General features: G+C 57.2%; 14 protein-coding genes, 5 tRNA genes and 3 pseudogenes. 5 read left to right on the top strand and 17 right to left on the bottom strand.

Annotated features, from left to right (window positions below; translation table 11 throughout):
- The first annotated feature begins 95 nt into the window (after positions 1 to 95).
- On the top strand, positions 96 to 1226 hold the full coding sequence (locus tag ACZ9BB_RS04920; protein ID WP_476212776.1) for a carbon-nitrogen hydrolase family protein: 1131 nt from the start codon (positions 96 to 98) through the stop codon (positions 1224 to 1226).
- 3 nt (positions 1227 to 1229) lie between these two features.
- Positions 1230 to 2270 (top strand): AraC family transcriptional regulator, encoded by a 1041-nt coding sequence (locus tag ACZ9BB_RS04915; protein ID WP_476212775.1) that lies wholly within the window; start codon positions 1230 to 1232, stop codon positions 2268 to 2270.
- 349 nt (positions 2271 to 2619) lie between these two features.
- Here the strand turns inward: ACZ9BB_RS04915 and ACZ9BB_RS04910 are convergent.
- The 12 genes and pseudogenes from ACZ9BB_RS04910 to ACZ9BB_RS04855 form a co-directional block, all read right to left on the bottom strand.
- Positions 2620 to 3454: pseudogene (locus tag ACZ9BB_RS04910) on the bottom strand (DUF2242 domain-containing protein).
- A 230-nt stretch (positions 3455 to 3684) separates the two neighbouring features.
- Positions 3685 to 5556 (bottom strand): SurA N-terminal domain-containing protein, encoded by a 1872-nt coding sequence (locus ACZ9BB_RS04905; protein WP_476212774.1) that lies wholly within the window; start codon positions 5554 to 5556, stop codon positions 3685 to 3687.
- Positions 5557 to 5658: 102 nt separating this feature from the next.
- Positions 5659 to 5735, bottom strand: a tRNA-Asp gene (locus tag ACZ9BB_RS04900).
- 53 nt (positions 5736 to 5788) lie between these two features.
- Positions 5789 to 6061 (bottom strand): HU family DNA-binding protein, encoded by a 273-nt coding sequence (locus ACZ9BB_RS04895; RefSeq protein WP_002552737.1) that lies wholly within the window; start codon positions 6059 to 6061, stop codon positions 5789 to 5791.
- 148 nt (positions 6062 to 6209) lie between these two features.
- Entirely contained in the window at positions 6210 to 8606 is a 2397-nt protein-coding gene (gene lon, locus ACZ9BB_RS04890; RefSeq protein ID WP_476212773.1) for an endopeptidase La, read from the bottom strand.
- Positions 8607 to 8857: 251 nt separating this feature from the next.
- A complete protein-coding gene (gene clpX, locus ACZ9BB_RS04885; RefSeq protein WP_007946893.1) occupies positions 8858 to 10141 on the bottom strand; it encodes an ATP-dependent Clp protease ATP-binding subunit ClpX in 1284 nt (427 codons plus the stop codon).
- Between the two features lie 112 nt (positions 10142 to 10253).
- Positions 10254 to 10889 carry an ATP-dependent Clp endopeptidase proteolytic subunit ClpP gene (gene clpP / locus ACZ9BB_RS04880; RefSeq protein ID WP_007901795.1) on the bottom strand — a complete coding sequence of 212 codons (636 nt, stop codon included), beginning with the start codon at positions 10887 to 10889 and terminating at the stop codon, positions 10254 to 10256.
- A gap of 93 nt (positions 10890 to 10982) precedes the next feature.
- Positions 10983 to 12293 (bottom strand): trigger factor, encoded by a 1311-nt coding sequence (gene tig, locus ACZ9BB_RS04875; protein ID WP_476212772.1) that lies wholly within the window; start codon positions 12291 to 12293, stop codon positions 10983 to 10985.
- Positions 12294 to 12692: 399 nt separating this feature from the next.
- Positions 12693 to 12768: transfer RNA gene (locus ACZ9BB_RS04870), tRNA-His, on the bottom strand.
- A gap of 78 nt (positions 12769 to 12846) precedes the next feature.
- A tRNA-Leu gene (locus tag ACZ9BB_RS04865) sits at positions 12847 to 12931 on the bottom strand.
- A gap of 57 nt (positions 12932 to 12988) precedes the next feature.
- Positions 12989 to 13064, bottom strand: a tRNA-His gene (locus ACZ9BB_RS04860).
- 32 nt (positions 13065 to 13096) lie between these two features.
- Positions 13097 to 13173: transfer RNA gene (locus tag ACZ9BB_RS04855), tRNA-Arg, on the bottom strand.
- Between the two features lie 276 nt (positions 13174 to 13449).
- Between ACZ9BB_RS04855 and folD the strand changes: the two are divergent.
- Both folD and pbpG read left to right on the top strand, forming a co-directional pair.
- Positions 13450 to 14305 (top strand): annotated as a pseudogene (gene folD, locus ACZ9BB_RS04850) (bifunctional methylenetetrahydrofolate dehydrogenase/methenyltetrahydrofolate cyclohydrolase FolD).
- A 269-nt stretch (positions 14306 to 14574) separates the two neighbouring features.
- Complete coding sequence (gene pbpG / locus ACZ9BB_RS04845) at positions 14575 to 15513, top strand: D-alanyl-D-alanine endopeptidase (protein ID WP_476212771.1); 939 nt, start codon at positions 14575 to 14577, stop codon at positions 15511 to 15513.
- A 60-nt stretch (positions 15514 to 15573) separates the two neighbouring features.
- On the opposite strand, the gene ACZ9BB_RS04840 is transcribed toward pbpG, so the two are convergent.
- The 3 genes and pseudogenes from ACZ9BB_RS04840 to ACZ9BB_RS04830 all read right to left on the bottom strand — a co-directional run bounded on the left by ACZ9BB_RS04840 (position 15574) and on the right by ACZ9BB_RS04830 (position 16845).
- Positions 15574 to 15798 (bottom strand): hypothetical protein, encoded by a 225-nt coding sequence (locus ACZ9BB_RS04840; protein WP_007901789.1) that lies wholly within the window; start codon positions 15796 to 15798, stop codon positions 15574 to 15576.
- A gap of 10 nt (positions 15799 to 15808) precedes the next feature.
- On the bottom strand, positions 15809 to 16024 hold the full coding sequence (locus tag ACZ9BB_RS04835; RefSeq protein WP_339524448.1) for a DUF6021 family protein: 216 nt from the start codon (positions 16022 to 16024) through the stop codon (positions 15809 to 15811).
- A 93-nt stretch (positions 16025 to 16117) separates the two neighbouring features.
- Positions 16118 to 16845: pseudogene (locus ACZ9BB_RS04830) on the bottom strand (cysteine peptidase family C39 domain-containing protein).
- 167 nt (positions 16846 to 17012) lie between these two features.
- On the opposite strand from ACZ9BB_RS04830, the gene ACZ9BB_RS04825 reads away from it, so the two are divergent.
- Positions 17013 to 17183, top strand: coding sequence for a hypothetical protein (locus ACZ9BB_RS04825; RefSeq protein WP_476212770.1), 171 nt, complete (start codon positions 17013 to 17015; stop codon positions 17181 to 17183).
- A gap of 82 nt (positions 17184 to 17265) precedes the next feature.
- Here the strand turns inward: ACZ9BB_RS04825 and ACZ9BB_RS04820 are convergent, their stop codons facing one another.
- Together ACZ9BB_RS04820 and ACZ9BB_RS04815 are read right to left on the bottom strand one after the other, a co-directional pair.
- Positions 17266 to 18015, bottom strand: coding sequence for a TerC family protein (locus ACZ9BB_RS04820; protein WP_476212769.1), 750 nt, complete (start codon positions 18013 to 18015; stop codon positions 17266 to 17268).
- A gap of 28 nt (positions 18016 to 18043) precedes the next feature.
- Complete coding sequence (locus tag ACZ9BB_RS04815) at positions 18044 to 18286, bottom strand: hypothetical protein (RefSeq protein ID WP_476212768.1); 243 nt, start codon at positions 18284 to 18286, stop codon at positions 18044 to 18046.
- Between the last annotated feature and the right edge of the window lie 28 nt (positions 18287 to 18314).

The raw sequence follows: 18314 nt of genomic DNA, 5'->3' as shown, positions 1-18314 counted from the left end.
ACTTATTGATCCAAATGTGCAGCGCCCCTTGGCAAGCGTGGGCATGCGCCCTACCCTAGTCGCGAACCCTGCACACGGCTGTTGACTGTTTTCCCATGCGCAAACTTTTGTACCTGACCCTCTCCATGGCGTTGATCGCCGCCCTCACGACCTACGCCATGTGGGCCGCGGACCGTCCGGTGGGTCATTATCTGTCGGACTTGCGCATCAGTCTTGCGGTCGATCAGGGCACGCCCGCCGACCGTGGCAATCTGCTGGGTATCCAGCCTGAGCTGTTCCCCACCGACTACCAAAGTCCCGAACGCCTGCATCGCAAACTCGCGGCTTATTTGCAGAAGGCTCAAGACCAGGGCCTGCTGAATGAAAAGACCATCGTCGTACTGCCTGAACATATCGGCACCTGGCTGATGGTCTGCGGCGAAAAAGACGAGTTGTACCAGGCCACCACCCTCAAGGAAGCCATGAACTGGCTGGCGGTGAGCAATCCGCTGCAGTTCATCCGCGCCCTGATCGGCGCCGAGGGCTCCCGCCGTCTCGACGACGCGCACTTGCGGATGAAAGCCAAGAGCATGGCCAAGGATTACCAGGCGCTGTTCGGTGGTCTGGCAAAAGAATTCCACGTGACCCTGGTGGCCGGTTCCATCGTGCTGCCCGAGCCGAACATCAGCAACGGTATCCTGAACATCGGCCATGGCGCGCTGTACAACAGCAGTGTGGTGTTCGGTCGCGATGGCCTACCGATCGGCCAACCCCAACGGCAAATGCACCCGGTTTTCGCTGAGCGCGACACCCTCAAAGCCGACTCCGAGTACACGATCAACGTCGTCGAAACCCCAGCCGGGCGCCTGGGTGTGCTGATCGGCCATGACAGCTGGTACCCGGACAATTACCGCAAACTCGACGATCAAGGCGCACAACTGGTAGCGGTCCCGGCATTCGTCATCGGGCGCGGAGCCTGGGATCAACCGTGGCGTGGCTACAAAGGCCTGTCCGCGCCGGGTGCTGTCAGCCTCAAGGCCGGCGAAGTCAGTGAAGGTCAGGCCTGGTATCGGCTGACGCTGACCGCCCAGCCGCCCGATAGCCAGGCCGTAGCCGGCATGAGTGTGTTCCTGCGCGGTCAGTTCTGGGACAAGGGCAGCGCGGGCCAAAGCTTTCTCAGCAGCAACGGGCAGCATTTCGCCGACGGCGATGCCCGGGGCGCGCGCTTGCTGAACCTCTGGTTGTAAGCGATGAAACCACAGCCGATGCGCCTCGGGGATCTGTCGGTAGGCTTCGTCCATAGCCTGGCCGACGCCGTGCGCAGCCATGGCCTGGACCCACAACCACTGCTCGAACAGTACGGCCTCGACGCCGCGCGGCTGGCCGAAGCTGGCGCCCGCCTGTCGATTCCGCGTTACATGCGCCTGGGTCACGGCGCCATTCAACTGACCGACGACCCGGCGCTGGGTTTGCGCATGGGCCAGCTCAGTCGCCTGAGCCAGGCGGGCCTGGCCGGAGTCACCGCCGCCCAGGCACCGACCGTGCGCGAAGCGGCGCGCTGCCTGATTCGCTTCGAAGCACTGTACGGTTCCAACTATCGCGGCCAGTCGAGCTTTCACGAAGACGCCCAAGGCGCCTGGCTACGGTTCTATTCGATCAGCCCCTACAACGCCTACAACCGCTTTGTGGTGGACTCGATCATCGCGGGCTGGTTGCAGCAATTGTCCAGCCTGAGCCCTGCCCCGCTACGCGCCGAGCGGATCGAGATCGAATTCCAGGCGCCGGATTACCGTGAAGCCTACGCCGTGTTGGGCGATTGTCCGATTCAGTTTGGCGCCGAACAGAACCAACTGCGCCTGAGCCTGGACAGCCTCGCCCAGCGCAACCCGCAACACTGCCCAAGCACCTGGCGGCACCTGCTGCAACTGTGTGAGCGGGAACTGGAACAACTGACACGCACCCGTAGCCTGCGTGAGCGCATCACACAGTTACTGGGGCCGTTACTCAATGGTGGCCGGGAACCCGACCTGGAAGAAGTGGCGGCACGCCTGAAGCTGCCGACCTGGACCTTGCGTCGCAAACTCGCCGAGGAAGGCACGCAATTTCGTGCGATTCTCAACGACACGCGCCGCGACCTCGCCATGACGTACATCCGTGACACTGAACTGGCGTTCGGCGAAATCGCCTACCTGCTGGGATTTGCCTCTGCCGAAGCCTTTCAACGGGCCTTCAAACGCTGGAACGGCCAGACCCCCGGCGAATTTCGCCGCAGTCATCGCCAATCCGCATAGGGCTTACAGTTCGGTAGCGTCTTCGGCCGGTTCCAGCGGGTCGAGTTCAAACGCCTGGTACTCGAGCAGTTCTTCTTGATAATCGTCCATAATTAAACCCCCATCGCTTGTTGAAAAAAACGTCTGAATAAATGACCAGCGCCTTGAGCATAAAGTGCCCGCATGAAAGAAAAATGACGCGGGCACATCCCTATGTCGCTACTGAATAAAACGTAGCAGGCGGTCAGGAATTTATCACATGTTTTTTTCGATATGAGCTGTAGGAATGCAGCTCGGTTGATGCGGATCAATCTTGAAGGCCGCAACGGGATCGGTGTCATCTGACACGATCCCGTAACAAACGGGCCTATTACTGGCCGGAGACAGGCATAGCCGAAATTGGCTCGGTCGGTGCTGGCAGCGTGCTTGAGTCCGCTGCGGGAGTGATGTTTCCCGTGGATGAAGTCGGCTCGCTGCTCGCAGCCGGAGTAATCGGCGCCGCTTCAGCAGGTGGCACAACCGGCTCTGACGCGGCGGGTGCAGGTTCGGCTGCCGGCGCTGGAGCAGGCGCAGGTTCCGCCGCCGGGGGTCGGTACCAACTGAGCCGGTGCAACCTTGGCTTCTGGCACACCCAAGTCGGTTTTCGGCTTGTCAGGAATATGCGCGGCCTTCTTCGCTTCCGGCGGCAGGAACAATTCGACCAAGGTAAAGAAACGCTCGTAGAACTTGGCCGAGGACACGGTTTCGCTGGCGACCTTGACCATCGAGTCGTCGGACGAACCGATCGGCATCGACACCGAGCCCAACACGCCCACGCCCAGGCTGGCGGAGTTGTTGGTCTTCTTCAGCGCATAACGGTCCTGCAAGGCGTTGGCGAACATGGTGGCGTGATGCCCCTCGCTGCCGTCATCGGCACAGACCACACTGAAACTGATCTCCATATGGGTATCGCCGGTTTGCTGGAAGCTCTTGTGGCCACTGACCAGTTTCGGGTCACTGCTGGTGATGATGTAACCCTGACTGAGCAAGGCCCGACGGGCGGCTTCGCAGGTCTGCACATCGGTCACCGGGTAGCTGCGCGAGAACGTTCCGGAATCGTCGAAGTTCTCATGCTCATAGATGGCGGCCTTCTTCGACGAACAACCGGCAGCGGCGGCCATCACCAAGGCCAGCCCGACAACACGCATGGGAATTGATTTAAACATTGAACATCCTGAGAAAAACGGTTCGGGGCGTATTGTGCAACAGATCGATGCTTAGCGTCGCACCGTTTAGTGTCTTGAAACGGTTACAAGTCTACCGACAGTCATTGACAGGAAAAAGTCGCACGGTAAACAAGCAGGCGACGAGTAGCCATGCCGATTTTGTGTCACCCATAAAAAAAACCCCGGCCTTTCGGTCGGGGTCTTTGTGTCGCGCAACACTCAATCAGGCATCAGAAACGCTTGATGTCGGCTTCGCGTTCCAGCAGTTTGCGGTAGGCCGCGAAGTCTTGCTGGCCAATGCGCGAGGCGAGGAAGCGACGGTATTGAACCTTCTCTTCGTCGGTCGGCGCCGCGGCTTCGTTCACGCCATTCAGACGCACGATCACCAGGCTACCATCGGCCAGGGTCACGCTGCTGAAGGTCGGCTTGTCTTTGGAGACAGGCTTGGGCATGCGGAACAGCGCTTGCAGTACAGTTGGGTCGACCCCTTCCTGAGCGCGAGTAGCTGCAGCGGTGGCTTTCCAGTTCTGCCCATCGATCGCCTTGTCCAGTGCAGTCTTGCCATCGCGCAGGCTGGCGATCAGTTGATCAGCCTTGGTCTTGGCGGCGGCACTGGCGTGCTCCTTGGTCAATTGCACGCGTATGCTGGCAGCCACGCTTTCCAGCGGCAGTTGCTCAGGCTTGCGGTGTTCCTTGGCGCGCAACACGATCACGGTTTCCGGGTCCAGCTCGATGGCGGTGCTGTTGGCACCCTCATCCAGCACTTCAGGACTGAATGCAGCGGTAACCACGGCACGGTTGGCCGCGACACCTTCGCCACCTTCACGGCCGAATGGCGCGGAGGTATGGACGGTCAGCTTCAGGTCTTGTGCCGGCTGGGCCAGATCGGAGGACTCGAACGAGGAGTCTTCCAATTGTTTGGTCGCCTCGACGAAACGCTGCTCGACCTGCTGGGTTTTCAGCTCGCGGGTCAGCTTGTCCTTCAGGCTGGCAAATGTTGGAACTTCAGGCGCTTCAACGCCCAACAGCTTGATCAGGTGAAAACCGAAATCAGTGCGAACCGGCTCCGAAACCTGATCCTTGGCCAACGAATACAGGGCTTTTTCAAACGCTGGATCGTAGACGCCCGGACCTGCAAAGCCGAGGTCACCGCCGTTGTTCGCCGAGCCTGGGTCCTGGGAGAATTCCTTGGCCAGGGCCTCGAACTTCTCACCCTTGGCCAGACGCGCCTGCACTTCTTCGATTTTGGCCTTGGCTTGCGCCTCAGTCACCTTGTCGTTCACTTCGATCAGAATGTGCGCAGCCCGGCGTTGCTCGGACAGGTTCGCGGTTTCTTTCTGATACGCCGCTTGCAGGTCTTCGTCCTTGACGCTGACCTGATCAAAGAAGGAGGCCTTCTTCAATTCGAGGTAGTCGATGACCACCTGATCCGGCGTCATGAACTCCTTGGCGTGTTCGTCGTAGTAGGCTTTGACTTCATCATCGGTCAGCTTCACTGCCGCCGGGTCAGCCTTGACGTTCAGGGTGGCGAAATCGCGGGTCTGTTTTTCCAGACGGGCGAAGGCCAGAACCTGCGCATCGGTGACAAAGCCGCTACCGGCCAGGCCAGCGCGCAGCTGACCGATCAGCATTTCCTGAGCCAGCATCTGGCGGAATTGCAGACGGCTATAGCCCAGTTGACGGATCACCTGGTCGAAGCGCTCGGTGCTGAACTTGCCGTTCACCTGGAATTCAGGCGTTTGCAGGATCACTTGATCCAAAGCGGCTTCGGAGAAAGCGAATTTCGATTTTTCTGCGCCTTGCAGCAGCAGTTTGCGATCGATCAGGCCTTTGAGGGCCGATTCGCGCAGCATCTTTTCGTCGAGCAAGGAAGCATCGAAATCCTTGCCCAGCTGTTGCATGAGCTGACGGCGTTGCATATCGACCGCCTGGCTCAGCTCGTTCTGGCTGATTTCTTCGCCGTTGACCTTTGCCGCTTCATTCTTGTGCGTCGTGGCCCGAAAAATGGCGTCGAAACCGGTCAAAGCCATCAGTGCAACGATGACTCCGATAATGGTCTTGGCAATCCAGCCTTGTGAATTGTCCCTGATATTCTGCAGCATGCGTCCCCCAGAAACGGTTGAACTTCAAAATTAGGCAACCGTGGAGCGTGGGTAGAATCCGGATAGAAGAAAGGCGCATCCGAGGATGCGCCTTCTCGTAACTGGCGGAGCGGACGGGACTCGAACCCGCGACCCCCGGCGTGACAGGCCGGTATTCTAACCGACTGAACTACCGCTCCGCTGCCAAGTCAGGAATGACCCCGACCCGGATAGGCAAAAACCTGAATCGAACTTAGTTGACAGCTTCTTTCAGTGCTTTACCAGCTTTGAAACCTGGTTTTTTGGCTGCGGCGATTTCCAGCGTCTTACCGGTCTGTGGGTTACGACCGATGCGAGCTGGACGATCAGTCACGGAGAAGGTGCCGAAACCAACCAGAACAACAGAGTCGCCAGCCTTCAGAGCGCCAGTGACGGATTCGATTACAGCGTCCAGCGCACGGCCAGCAGCAGCTTTCGGGATATCAGCGGATGCAGCGATAGCATCAATCAGTTCCGACTTGTTCACTCTAAGTCCCCTTATATCTATTTGAGTATGATTCTAAGTTTTTTGGTGAAAGCAAAAACGAGTGCTGAATGGCCTACAGACACTTAAGAGCCGCTTTATAACAAGGGCTCTAAAAAACTGTCAAGAAAGCCCCCCAGGCAAATGCGTATTAATGCGTGCTAATTCTTTCCTTAGAGTCAGACTCGCGTTTCTCATCCTTTGTAACGATCTCCGGAGCCACATCCGGCAAGGGCTCCGGCGCGTATTGCAGCGCAATTTGCAGGACCTCGTCAATCCATTTAACTGGTTTAATCTGCAGATCTTGCTTGATATTGTCAGGAATTTCCTTCAGATCGCGTACGTTCTCTTCAGGAATGATCACCGTCTTGATTCCGCCACGGTGAGCCGCCAGCAGTTTTTCCTTCAAGCCACCGATCGCCAGCACCTGACCACGCAAGGTGATTTCGCCAGTCATGGCGACGTCCGCTCGCACAGGAATGCCAGTCAATGCCGACACCAGGGCTGTGCACATGCCTACACCGGCGCTAGGGCCGTCTTTCGGGGTCGCCCCTTCTGGCATGTGAATATGCGTGTCGCGCTTCTCGTGGAAGTCCAGGGGAATCCCCAGGCTCTTCGCACGGCTGCGGACAACGGTCAGCGCTGCGGTGATCGATTCGACCATCACGTCACCCAGGGAGCCGGTCTTGATCAATTGGCCTTTACCCGGCACGACGGCGGCTTCGATGGTCAGCAATTCACCGCCCACCTGGGTCCACGCCAGGCCTGTGACCTGACCGATCTGATCCTGCTGCTCGGCCAGGCCGTAGCGGAATTTACGCACACCCAGGAAGTGTTCCAGCATCTCGGCAGTCACCTTCACCGAGAAGCGTTTTTCCAGCGCATGCTCTTTGACCGCCTTGCGGCAAACCTTGGCAATCTGGCGCTCCAGCCCACGTACACCGGCTTCGCGGGTGTAGTAGCGGATGATGTCACGAATCGCTTCGGCGTCGAATTCCAGCTCGCCTTTCTTCAAGCCGTTGGCCTGAATCTGCTTGGGCGAAAGGTATTTGACGGCGATGTTGATCTTCTCGTCTTCGGTGTAACCGGGCAGACGGATCACTTCCATCCGGTCCAGCAGCGCCGGCGGAATGTTCATGGAGTTGGAGGTGCACAGGAACATCACATCGGACAGGTCGTAATCGACTTCCAGATAGTGATCGTTGAAGTTGTGGTTTTGCTCGGGGTCGAGCACTTCCAGCAACGCCGACGCCGGATCGCCACGCATGTCGCTGCCCATTTTGTCGATTTCATCGAGCAGGAACAGCGGGTTGCGCACGCCCACTTTTGTCATCTTTTGAATCAATCTTCCTGGCATCGAACCGATATAAGTTCGGCGATGGCCACGAATTTCCGCCTCATCGCGCACGCCACCGAGGGCCATACGGACGAATTTACGGTTGGTGGCGTGGGCAATCGACTCCGCCAGAGAGGTTTTACCCACCCCTGGAGGACCGACCAGGCACAGCACCGGACCGCGAATCTTCTTCACGCGCTTCTGCACGGCGAGGTATTCGAGGATCCGCTCTTTGACTTCTTCCAGACCGTAGTGGTCTGCATCGAGAATGTCTTCGGCACGGGCAAGGTCCAGACGCACTTTGCTCTGGGCCTTCCACGGCACTTGAACCAGCCAGTCGATGTACGAACGCACCACTGTCGCTTCCGCTGACATTGGCGACATTTGCTTGAGTTTGTTCAGTTCGGCCTGAGCCTTGGCCAGCGCGTCTTTCGGCAGGCCAGCGGCATCGATACGCTTTTTCAGCTCCTCGATTTCGTTGTGGCCTTCGTCGCTGTCGCCCAGCTCTTTCTGAATGGCCTTCATCTGCTCATTCAGGTAGTACTCGCGCTGGCTGCGCTCCATTTGCTTTTTGACGCGACCGCGAATGCGTTTTTCGACTTGCAGCAGATCGATCTCGGCATCCAGCAACGCCAGAACGTGCTCGACCCGGGCCGACAAATCGATGATTTCGAGGATTTCCTGCTTCTGCTCGATCTTCAGCGCCATGTGCGCGGCCATGGTGTCGACCAGGCGGCCTGGCTCATCGATGCTGTTGAGCGACGACAGGACCTCAGCGGGGACTTTCTTGCCCAGCTGTACATATTGTTCGAACTGAGCCAGCAGGCTGCGGACAAACACTTCCGATTCGCGCTCAGGCGCGTCGGCTTCATCGATCAGCGAGACTTCGGCACGGCAGTGGCCGTCGACTTCGCTGAAGCGCTCCACGGCGCCCCGCTGCTCGCCTTCGACAAGAACCTTGACCGTGCCGTCAGGCAGCTTGAGCAGCTGCAGAACGGTAGCGATGGTACCTACGCGATAAAGTGCTTCTTCGCCAGGATCGTCGTCAGCAGGATTTCGCTGAGCCAGCAGAAGGATCTGCTTGTCACCCGTCATCGCTGCCTCAAGGGCTTCGATGGATTTCTCGCGCCCCACGAACAGCGGGATAACCATGTGCGGATAAACCACGACATCACGCAATGGCAGGAGAGGCAATTCGATGGTCGTCTTCATGATTTCGCCTCTACGGCGGCCGTAAGGCCGTAAACAGATGGAAGTAAGCTTGAAACCAAGATGGGGGCTGTTTTCAAAAAAAACAAGCGGATAAAAAGAACCACTTTAAATATCGCCGCTTACGGCAGCGCCTGCATGGGTTCGGATGCATGCAAAAAACCGGGTTGACTGTCATGCCGCTGTCACAGACACCAACTCCCACAATAGCAAAGGGGCCCGAAGGCCCCTTCTTTATTCCAGCAGTGTGACGCTTATGCGTCTGGCGCTGCCTTGGCAGCCGGCTCACTGTTTTCGTAGATATACAGTGGCTTGGACTTGCCTTCTATAACGCTTTCATCGATCACTACTTTACTCACCTCGGACTGCGAGGGGATTTCGTACATAGTGTCGAGCAATACACCTTCGAGAATCGAACGCAGTCCACGGGCACCGGTTTTGCGTTCCAGGGCACGTTTGGCGACCGATTTCAGCGCGTCAGCCCGGAATTCCAGGTCCACGCCTTCCATCTCGAACAGCTTGGCATACTGCTTGGTCAGAGCATTTTTCGGCTCGGTGAGAATCTGCATCAACGCAGCTTCATCAAGCTCGTCCAGCGTGGCAAGTACCGGCAGACGACCGACGAATTCCGGGATCAGACCGAACTTGACCAGATCGTCAGGCTCGACTTCACGCAGGGACTCACCGACTTTCTTGCCTTCTTCCTTGCTGCGAACTTCCGCGTTGAAACCGATGCCGCCCTTGGTGGAACGGTTTTGAATAACCTTTTCCAGACCGGAGAACGCACCACCGCAGATGAACAGGATGTTACGGGTGTCGACCTGAAGGAATTCCTGCTGCGGATGCTTGCGACCACCCTGAGGCGGAACGGAAGCGACCGTACCTTCGATCAACTTGAGCAGGGCCTGCTGCACGCCTTCACCGGAAACGTCCCGGGTGATCGACGGGTTGTCAGACTTGCGCGAGATTTTGTCGATCTCATCGATGTAGACAATGCCCATCTGGGCTTTTTCTACATCGTAATCGCACTTCTGCAGCAGCTTCTGAATGATGTTCTCGACATCTTCACCTACATAACCCGCCTCGGTGAGGGTGGTTGCGTCGGCGATGGTGAACGGAACGTTCAGCAAGCGGGCCAGTGTTTCGGCAAGCAGGGTTTTACCCGAGCCTGTCGGGCCGATCAGCAAGATGTTGCTCTTGCCGAGTTCGACGTCGTCATTCTTTTTGTCACGCTGATTCAGGCGCTTGTAGTGGTTGTACACCGCTACGGCCAGAACCTTTTTCGCACGCTCCTGACCAATCACGTACTGATCAAGGATGCCGCTGATTTCTTTAGGCGAAGGCAATTTATGCGCGCTGCTTTCGGCCTGGGCTTCCTGCACCTCCTCGCGGATGATGTCATTGCACAGGTCGACGCACTCGTCGCAGATAAAGACCGAGGGGCCGGCAATCAATTTGCGTACTTCATGCTGGCTTTTGCCACAGAAGGAGCAATAGAGCAGCTTGCCGTTGTCCTCGCCGTTGCGGGTGTCAGTCATTCGTTCGATCCAAATCCGATAGGCTTGCAACACAAGATGAAGGCTATTGCGGGCTTTTTCAAGCCCGCTGGTGATCGGACCCGCCGACCAGCCTTATTTTGAGCTGCTTATTTTAAGCGGGTCGCTGGTTGATCACTTCATCGATCAACCCGTATTCACGCGCTGCTTCTGCGCTCATGAAATTATCGCGGTTGGTATCGCGCTCGATTTCTTCAAGAGTGCGCCCGCTATGCTTGGCCATCAGCGTGTTGAGACGCTCACGAATGAAGAGAATTTCCTTGGCATGGATTTCGATATCCGAGGCCTGGCCCTGGAAACCGCCCAGTGGCTGGTGAATCATCACACGCGAGTTCGGCAGGCAGTAACGCTTGCCTTGGGCACCGGCCGTCAGTAGAAACGCGCCCATGCTGCACGCTTGACCGATACAGGTGGTCGATACGTTTGGCTTGATGAACTGCATGGTGTCATAGATCGACATGCCCGCCGTCACCGAACCGCCCGGCGAGTTGATATAGAGATGGATGTCCTTGTCCGGATTTTCCGCTTCAAGGAACAGCAGTTGCGCACAGATCAGGTTGGCCATGTAGTCCTCTACCGGACCAACCAGAAAAATCACTCGCTCCTTGAGAAGGCGCGAGTAGATGTCATAGGCGCGCTCGCCACGAGCAGATTGCTCGACAACCATCGGGACCAAGCCGCCTGCGGCCTGGATATCAGAGTTCTGCTGAATATACGAATTACGGAACATGCTCTGCAGTCACTCCCAAATAGTTATGTCTTGAATACGCATAAGCCAGCACGAAGGCTGGCTTATGGTGTGTACTTCTTACCGCAAAAACAATCAGTCGGCTTGTGGAGCTTCTACCGGCTTGACCGCTTCTTCGTAAGAGACCGATTTGTCGGTCACGCTAGCTTTCTGCAGAACAGTATCCACAACTTGTTCTTCCAGCACAACCGAACGGACTTCGTTCAGTTGCTGGTCGTTCTTGTAGTACCAGGACACAACCTGCTCAGGCTCCTGATAAGCCGAAGCCATTTCCTGAATCATCTCGCGAACGCGGGCTTCGTCAGGCTTGAGGTCGAATTGCTTGACCACTTCAGCCACGATCAGGCCCAGCACAACGCGGCGCTTGGCTTGCTCTTCGAACAGCTCGGCTGGCAGCTGATCAGGCTTGATGTTGCCGCCGAACTGCTGAACAGCCTGCACGCGCAGACGGTCGACTTCGTTGGACAGCAGCGCCTTTGGCACTTCGATCGGGTTGGTGGCCAGCAGACCGTCCATTACCTGATTCTTGACCTTGGATTTGATCGCCTGACGCAGTTCACGCTCCATGTTCTTGCGAACTTCGGTGCGGAAGCCTTCCAGGCCGCTTTCCTTGATGCCGAATTGAGCGAAGAATTCTTCGGTCAGCTCTGGCAGCTTAGGCTCGGAAACAGTGTTCACTGTCACGGTGAACTCAGCGGTTTTGCCCGCCAGGTCGAGGTTCTGGTAATCCTCTGGGAAAGTCAGGTTCAGAACGCGCTCTTCGCCAGCTTTAGCGCCAACCAGGCCGTCTTCGAAACCAGGGATCATGCGGCCGGAACCCAGCACCAGCTGAGTACCTTTGGCGGAACCGCCTGCGAACACTTCACCGTCGACCTTGCCGACGAAATCGATGTTCAGCTGGTCTTCGTTCTGGGCAGCGCGATCGGCCACTTCGAAACGGGTGTTCTGCTTGCGCAGGATATCCAGCATCTTGTCCAGATCGGCGTCAACCACGTCGGCGCTCAGGCGCTCGACAGTGATGCCTTCGAAACCGGCAACGGTGAACTCAGGGAACACTTCGAATACGGCTACGTATTCCAGGTCCTTGCCCGCTTCCAGGGTTTTAGGTTCGATCGAAGGCGAACCAGCCGGGTTCAGCTTCTGCTCGACGACAGCTTCGTAGAAGGAAGACTGGATCACGTCGCCCACAGCTTCTTGACGCGCATCAGCCCCGAAACGCTGACGGATCACGCTCATTGGCACTTTGCCTGGACGGAAGCCAGCGATCTTGGCCTTTTGGGCAGTCTGCTGCAGACGCTTGTTGACCTGAGTCTCGATACGCTCAGCCGGCACGGTGATGCTCATGCGGCGCTCAAGAGCAGAAGTATTTTCAACAGAAACTTGCATGGATATTCCTCGTTGCACAGACGTTAGCCGGCCGTTTCCGACCCCAGAATCAAGGGCATGCATTCTAGTGGGTCAAACTCAAGAAGTCACCCTACTGAAAACGGGTAAAAAAACAGCAGGCAATTTATAGGCGGGGACAAACGGTTATGCCTCGCCCTGTTCGCAAATACAGCCAATCAAGCCAGGGCCCTGCGCCCACCTTCCTATATATAGAAGGAATCGGCAATCCGCCCCTGACAGCCAACCCCACGAGGGGATCGGCGGACAAATCGAGCATCATCGAGAAACATAAATACGACGAAACGACCCGCCCCTGCGGCCCACAACTGCAGCCGCCGACACTCAAACCACTGAAACAAAAAAGGCGCCAGACTGTTAAATCTGGCGCCTTTCGAAATATGGGGTGGACGATGGGGATCGAACCCACGACAACGGGAGTCACAATCCCGTGCTCTACCAACTGAGCTACGCCCACCATATTGCGTGACAAAGAAGCCAAACAACTTCTTTGTTGAGCCCCAACCAAGCCAACCGGCATGAGTGAAGCTTTATTTGGTGCGGATGAAGAGACTCGAACTCTTACGCCTCGCGGCGCTGGAACCTAAATCCAGTGTGTCTACCAATTCCACCACATCCGCGGGTTGAAGCTGTTAAAGCAAAGGCGCCAGACTGTTAATCTGGCGCCTTTCGAAATATGGGGTGGACGATGGGGATCGAACCCACGACAACGGGAGTCACAATCCCGTGCTCTACCAACTGAGCTACGCCCACCATATCGCGTTACTTGTGCCAAAGCTGCCTAATGGCGCACCCGGCAGGACTCGAACCTGCGACCATCCGCTTAGAAGGCGGATGCTCTATCCAGCTGAGCTACGGGCGCCTTGTTAATCTGTACCCTTGAAGGACTACAAACTAAGTGCTTTTCAGTCTTGCGGAAGCGTAACTCCGCTCGACCTTCTCAACCAGTGCTAGGCTGTGCCCGACAAGTGCGACGAATAGTATAGAGCCCCCCAGAGGTCGTCAAATCCTTTTTAAAAAAAAATTCATTTAATTAAAGGAGTTAGGGGAATTTGCAGACCAAGCGCCTTTGCCCTCACCTCATGACATGCGAGAATGCGCTCTCTTTTTTTCCCCTCTCGATGGTTAATCACGCGCAATGACTGCACAACTAATCGACGGCAAATCGATCGCCGCCAGCCTGCGCCAGCAGATCGCCAAACGAGTCGCCGAGCGTCGCCAGCAAGGCCTGCGCACACCCGGCCTCGCGGTGATCCTGGTCGGCAGCGATCCTGCCTCTCAGGTTTATGTCTCGCACAAGCGTAAAGACTGTGAAGAGGTCGGCTTCCTTTCCCAAGCCTACGACCTGCCTGCCGAAACCACTCAGCAAGCGCTGACCGATCTGATCGATCGCCTGAACGACGACCCGGCAATTGACGGCGTTTTGCTCCAGCTGCCTTTACCTGAACACCTGGACGCCTCCAAATTGCTGGAGCGCATTCGTCCCGACAAAGACGTCGACGGCTTCCACCCTTATAACGTCGGGGCGTCTGGCCCAGCGTATTCCGCTACTGCGTCCATGCACCCCTAAAGGCATCATGACGTTGCTGGAAAGCACCGGTGCCGATCTTTACGGGATGGACGCCGTCATCGTGGGGGCTTCCAACATCGTTGGCCGGCCGATGGCGATGGAACTGCTGCTGGCCGGTTGCACCGTGACCGTCACCCACCGCTTCACCAAGGATCTGGCTGGCCACGTAGGTCGCGCTGACCTGGTGGTAGTTGCCGCCGGCAAGCCCGGTCTGGTCAAGGGTGAGTGGATCAAGGAAGGCGCGATCGTGATCGACGTCGGCATCAACCGTCAGGAAGACGGCAAGCTGGTCGGTGACGTGACCTACGAATCCGCTCTGGCCCGCGCTGGCTGGATCACTCCGGTACCAGGTGGGGTTGGCCCGATGACCCGCGCCTGCCTGCTGGAAAACACGCTGTACGCGGCAGAAACACTGCACAGCTGAGTTCACCGTTGTTCGCAGCATCACCTGAAAAGAACCCCGCCCATCGCGGGGTTCTTTTTACCCGCAGAAAAAACTCGACCACCGACGGATCAGAGGTCGGGATGCCGGGCCAGATGACACAAAATTGATACAGCATTAAATATTCTTCACTTTTACCCCCTGTATGGCAGGCGCCTATGGCTTTCCTGGCACATACTCCTAAAATGCGTCGGTTTTAAGAAGCAGCCCGTTACAAAACGGCATATCCACCCCTTCATGAGTCCGCCAGCGTGAAAATCCGTCTTTCAATCCTGAGCCTATTCTTTGCATTTACAGGGACTTTCACCACGCCAACGGTCAATGCCGCCGAAACCACTGCAGCGCCACGAGACACTGCACAACTGAAGATCGCTTCCGGCAGCGCCTTGCTGATGGATATGCAAACCAACAAAGTCATCTATGCCAACAACCCTGACGTCGTAGTTCCAATCGCATCCGTCAGCAAACTGATGACCGGCCTGGTGGTGGTAGAAGCCAAGCAAAACATGGACGAATACCTTTCGGTCAACATCAGCGATACACCGGAAATGAAAGGCGTGTTTTCCCGAGTCAAACTCAACAGCGAATTGTCGCGCCGGGAAATGCTGCTGATTGCCCTGATGTCATCGGAAAACCGGGCAGCCGCGACTCTGGCCCATCACTACCCGGGCGGTTATGTCGCGTTCATTGCCGCCATGAACGCCAAAGCCAAGGCGCTGGGCATGACCAACACTCACTTCGTCGAACCGACGGGCCTTTCCCCTCGCAACGTGTCCACTGCTCGCGACCTGAGCAAACTGCTGATCGCCGCGCACAAGCACCCGTTACTCACCGAGTTGAGCACCACCAAGGAAAAAACCGTTTCGTTCCGCAAACCCAATTACAGCCTGGGATTCCACAATACCGACCATTTGGTCAACAAGCCTAACTGGGACATCAAGCTGACCAAAACCGGCTTCACCAATGAGGCCGGGCACTGCCTGGTATTGGTCACCAGCATGGGCAACCGTCCGGTTACGCTGGTGATTCTCGATGCCTACGGCAAGTACACGCACTTTGCCGATGCCACCCGTATTCGCAGCTGGGTCGAAACCGGCAAGAGCGCCAACGTGCCGTCCGTAGCCCTGCAGTACAAGTCCGACAAGAACCTCAAGCATCGCCAGAGCGGTGTGGTTGAAGCATCTAAATAAGGTCGAAACGCCTGTTAACGAAAAGCCCCGAATATTCGGGGCTTTTTTCGTCCGGTTGTCTCAATCATTGGGCAACGGCATCTGATCGTCATCCGGAATGCCATCCCCGGCACTCGGATCTCTCCAACCTTGCGGATGCTTCGTCGGCACCACTGTCGGCCTGGCCAAGGGATCCCGTAACGGACTGTCCGGATCCATCACCGGGTCCAGATCCGCTTCAGGGGTTGTCGGAACACTGTCTGGAGGGTCTGGACGCTTGTCGTCAAAGCTCGAGTCGGTAGACATACGCACCTCACTAAGACTTGGGTTTCAGATTACCGAGTGGGTCATAAGGTTTCGCGGGCGCCTTCTTGCCCTCCTCGCCCGGCTTTACATCCCTGGGCGCCTTGGCAGGCCCGATGGGGTCGACCTGAGGATCGGCAACGTCCGGGGAATCGGGATCGAAGCCCAACTCATTATCGGACGAATGCTCAGACGAGTGCGGGCCGGTGGGGGTATTGGAATGTGCCATGGGCGCCTCCTGGTCATGGTCCCGAAAAATCCGGGCCCTCTACATGAGACTTCAGCATAGCGTGCCGGTGCCATGCTGATGACGAGTGGAAACTTACTGCGCGGTCAACGCCTTCTTCGCCCTGGCGGCCGCCTGCTCCTGACCCGACTGGGCAAGTTCGTTCGCCGCGTTCAGCCAGCGCTGCTGGTCGACATTAGCCGGAATCTGGTTCGGCTGCTGGATCAATACAGCCCAGCCACCGGCATTTTCGAACGCCGACTCGAATGAGCTGAACCCCATCAGCAAGCGACGATCCATCCCGGCGCGCAGCAACACGGTCTGCTTCTGACGGTTGTAACCGGCGAGAATGGCGTACCGAGGCTCTGCCCAGAACGCCGAACCTTCGGTGAAGCGCACCATCACCGGATAACCGGCCGCGACCTGGGTCAGCAGTGCCGGCAAATTTTTGTCGAGGGGGTAGACCACCATCCCGTATTCGCGGGCGAGGTTCTGCATGTTCTGCTGCAGCTGGTCTTCGGCACCCGGCAAATGCAGGGGTTTGTCGAGCAATCCCGGGGTGATCACGATGCCCTGTTGCGACAGCAGGCTGGCCAGCACCTGGGGCCCGCTCTGATAACTTTGCCCACGGTAGAACGTACCGCTGAGTTCGACACGTTCCGGCAGACGCTTGATCTCAGGCGCCACACTGCCCGCGCAACCAGCCAGGCCGGCAACGCAGCCAACGATCAGCACCAAAGATCGAATTCGAGATAATACCCGCACCATCATCACTCTCTATTCAGACGCCAGGCAATCGCACAGCCGGCTTGGCTGTCGATCATAGGATGCCGCGCGGCAGCGGTATAGCCTTAACCGGTAGTTGATCACTTTCGATAGAGCGAACTGGTTGGTGACAGGCGACTTTTGGTCAATTGCCTGAAACACAGCAGCGACTAGACTGTTATTTGCAAAGCGTGTGTGCCCGATGCAGGGCAAAGAGGAGGCACGGATGAGCCTGACAATGACGATCGCGATGTTAATTGCGGGCTGGCTGGCCGTGGCCGCCGCCATGCTATGGGGTGTTTTGCGCATTACCCGCCGGCACCATCACCACCCGGTTCAATCGGCGCCCCTGGCGAAAACCGATAAATCGGCTGCACACCCGGCCACCGCGCACTGACTGGCGCTTTTTCAGTCGTACAAACAAAAAAACGGCCGCCTGGACTCTTGCGAGTTCAGGCGGCCGTTTTGTTTAACGCAGGTTAAGCTTCAGCGGCTATACGCTTCTGCCTGGCCCGTCGCGACAACATGTTCAAGCCTTCGATCGTCGCCGAGAACGCCATGGCCGCATAGACGTAGCCTTTCGGTACGTGGGCGCCGAAACCTTCGGCGATCAGCGTCATGCCGATCATGATCAGGAAGCCCAGCGCCAGCATCACCACCGTTGGGTTGTCGTTGATGAACTTGGCCAGAGGGTCAGCGGCCAGCAACATCACCAGTACCGACACCACCACCGCGATGATCATGATTGGCAAATGCTCGGTCATGCCGACGGCGGTAATGATGCTGTCGATGGAGAACACCATGTCCAGCATCAGGATCTGACCGATCGCGGCGGCAAAACCCAGGGTCACGGTCGAGGTGGCCGAGGTCGGATCAAACGGCGCCGGGTCCATGCTGTGATGGATCTCGGTGGTCGCCTTCCACAACAGGAACAGGCCACCGGCGATCAGGATCATGTCCTTCCAGGAGAATGCGTGGCCGAGAATATCGATCACAGGCTCAGTCAGCTGGACGATGAACGCGATGGTACTCAACAGCGCCAGGCGCAAGATCAACGCCATGCCGATACCGATGCGCCGTGCCTTCTGGCGATGCTGTTCGGGCAGCTTGTTGGTGAGGATCGAGATAAAGATCAGGTTATCGATGCCGAGCACGATTTCCATCACCACCAGCGTGGCCAGGGCAACCCAGGCGGTGGGGCTTGCAGCAAGTTCTAAAAGGTATTCCATGGGTCAGTCCTGACTCGTTGTAGACGGTTTAGATTTCCTGGGACGAAGAATCGGTTTTGTCCGTCTCTTTGGCCGGTTGTTCTTTCTTGCCGATCAGGCTGCCGGTGGCATCGCTCAAGGCTTGCTCGGCGGCCTTATGGGTATCGTCGATCGCCTGTTTGGCGCTTTCAGCAGCCTTGCCCATCAGTTGCTGGGCACTTTTCTCGGCCTGGTCACAACCGGCCAGCACCAACAAAGAGGTAATCAGCAGTGCCGTGGTTTTAAGTTTCATGATGCTTCCCTCGATAGAACAGACAGAA

The sequence above is a fragment of the Pseudomonas sp. TE3552 genome, assembly GCF_056278945.1.
This window is presented reverse-complemented; position numbering and strand designations above follow the sequence as displayed.

Excerpts from the sequence above, each read along its gene's own strand:
- ACZ9BB_RS04920 (WP_476212776.1), top strand. The coding sequence starts at position 96 with ATGCGCAAACTTTTGTACCTGACCCTCTCCATGGCGTTGATCGCCGCC.
- ACZ9BB_RS04915 (WP_476212775.1), top strand. The coding sequence starts at position 1,230 with ATGAAACCACAGCCGATGCGCCTCGGGGATCTGTCGGTAGGCTTCGTC.
- ACZ9BB_RS04905 (WP_476212774.1), bottom strand. The coding sequence starts at position 5,556 with ATGCTGCAGAATATCAGGGACAATTCACAAGGCTGGATTGCCAAGACC.
- lon (WP_476212773.1), bottom strand. The coding sequence starts at position 8,606 with ATGAAGACGACCATCGAATTGCCTCTCCTGCCATTGCGTGATGTCGTG.
- clpX (WP_007946893.1), bottom strand. The coding sequence starts at position 10,141 with ATGACTGACACCCGCAACGGCGAGGACAACGGCAAGCTGCTCTATTGC.
- clpP (WP_007901795.1), bottom strand. The coding sequence starts at position 10,889 with ATGTTCCGTAATTCGTATATTCAGCAGAACTCTGATATCCAGGCCGCA.
- tig (WP_476212772.1), bottom strand. The coding sequence starts at position 12,293 with ATGCAAGTTTCTGTTGAAAATACTTCTGCTCTTGAGCGCCGCATGAGC.
- ACZ9BB_RS04840 (WP_007901789.1), bottom strand. The coding sequence starts at position 15,798 with ATGTCTACCGACTCGAGCTTTGACGACAAGCGTCCAGACCCTCCAGAC.
- ACZ9BB_RS04835 (WP_339524448.1), bottom strand. The coding sequence starts at position 16,024 with ATGGCACATTCCAATACCCCCACCGGCCCGCACTCGTCTGAGCATTCG.
- ACZ9BB_RS04825 (WP_476212770.1), top strand. The coding sequence starts at position 17,013 with ATGAGCCTGACAATGACGATCGCGATGTTAATTGCGGGCTGGCTGGCC.
- ACZ9BB_RS04820 (WP_476212769.1), bottom strand. The coding sequence starts at position 18,015 with ATGGAATACCTTTTAGAACTTGCTGCAAGCCCCACCGCCTGGGTTGCC.
- ACZ9BB_RS04815 (WP_476212768.1), bottom strand. The coding sequence starts at position 18,286 with ATGAAACTTAAAACCACGGCACTGCTGATTACCTCTTTGTTGGTGCTG.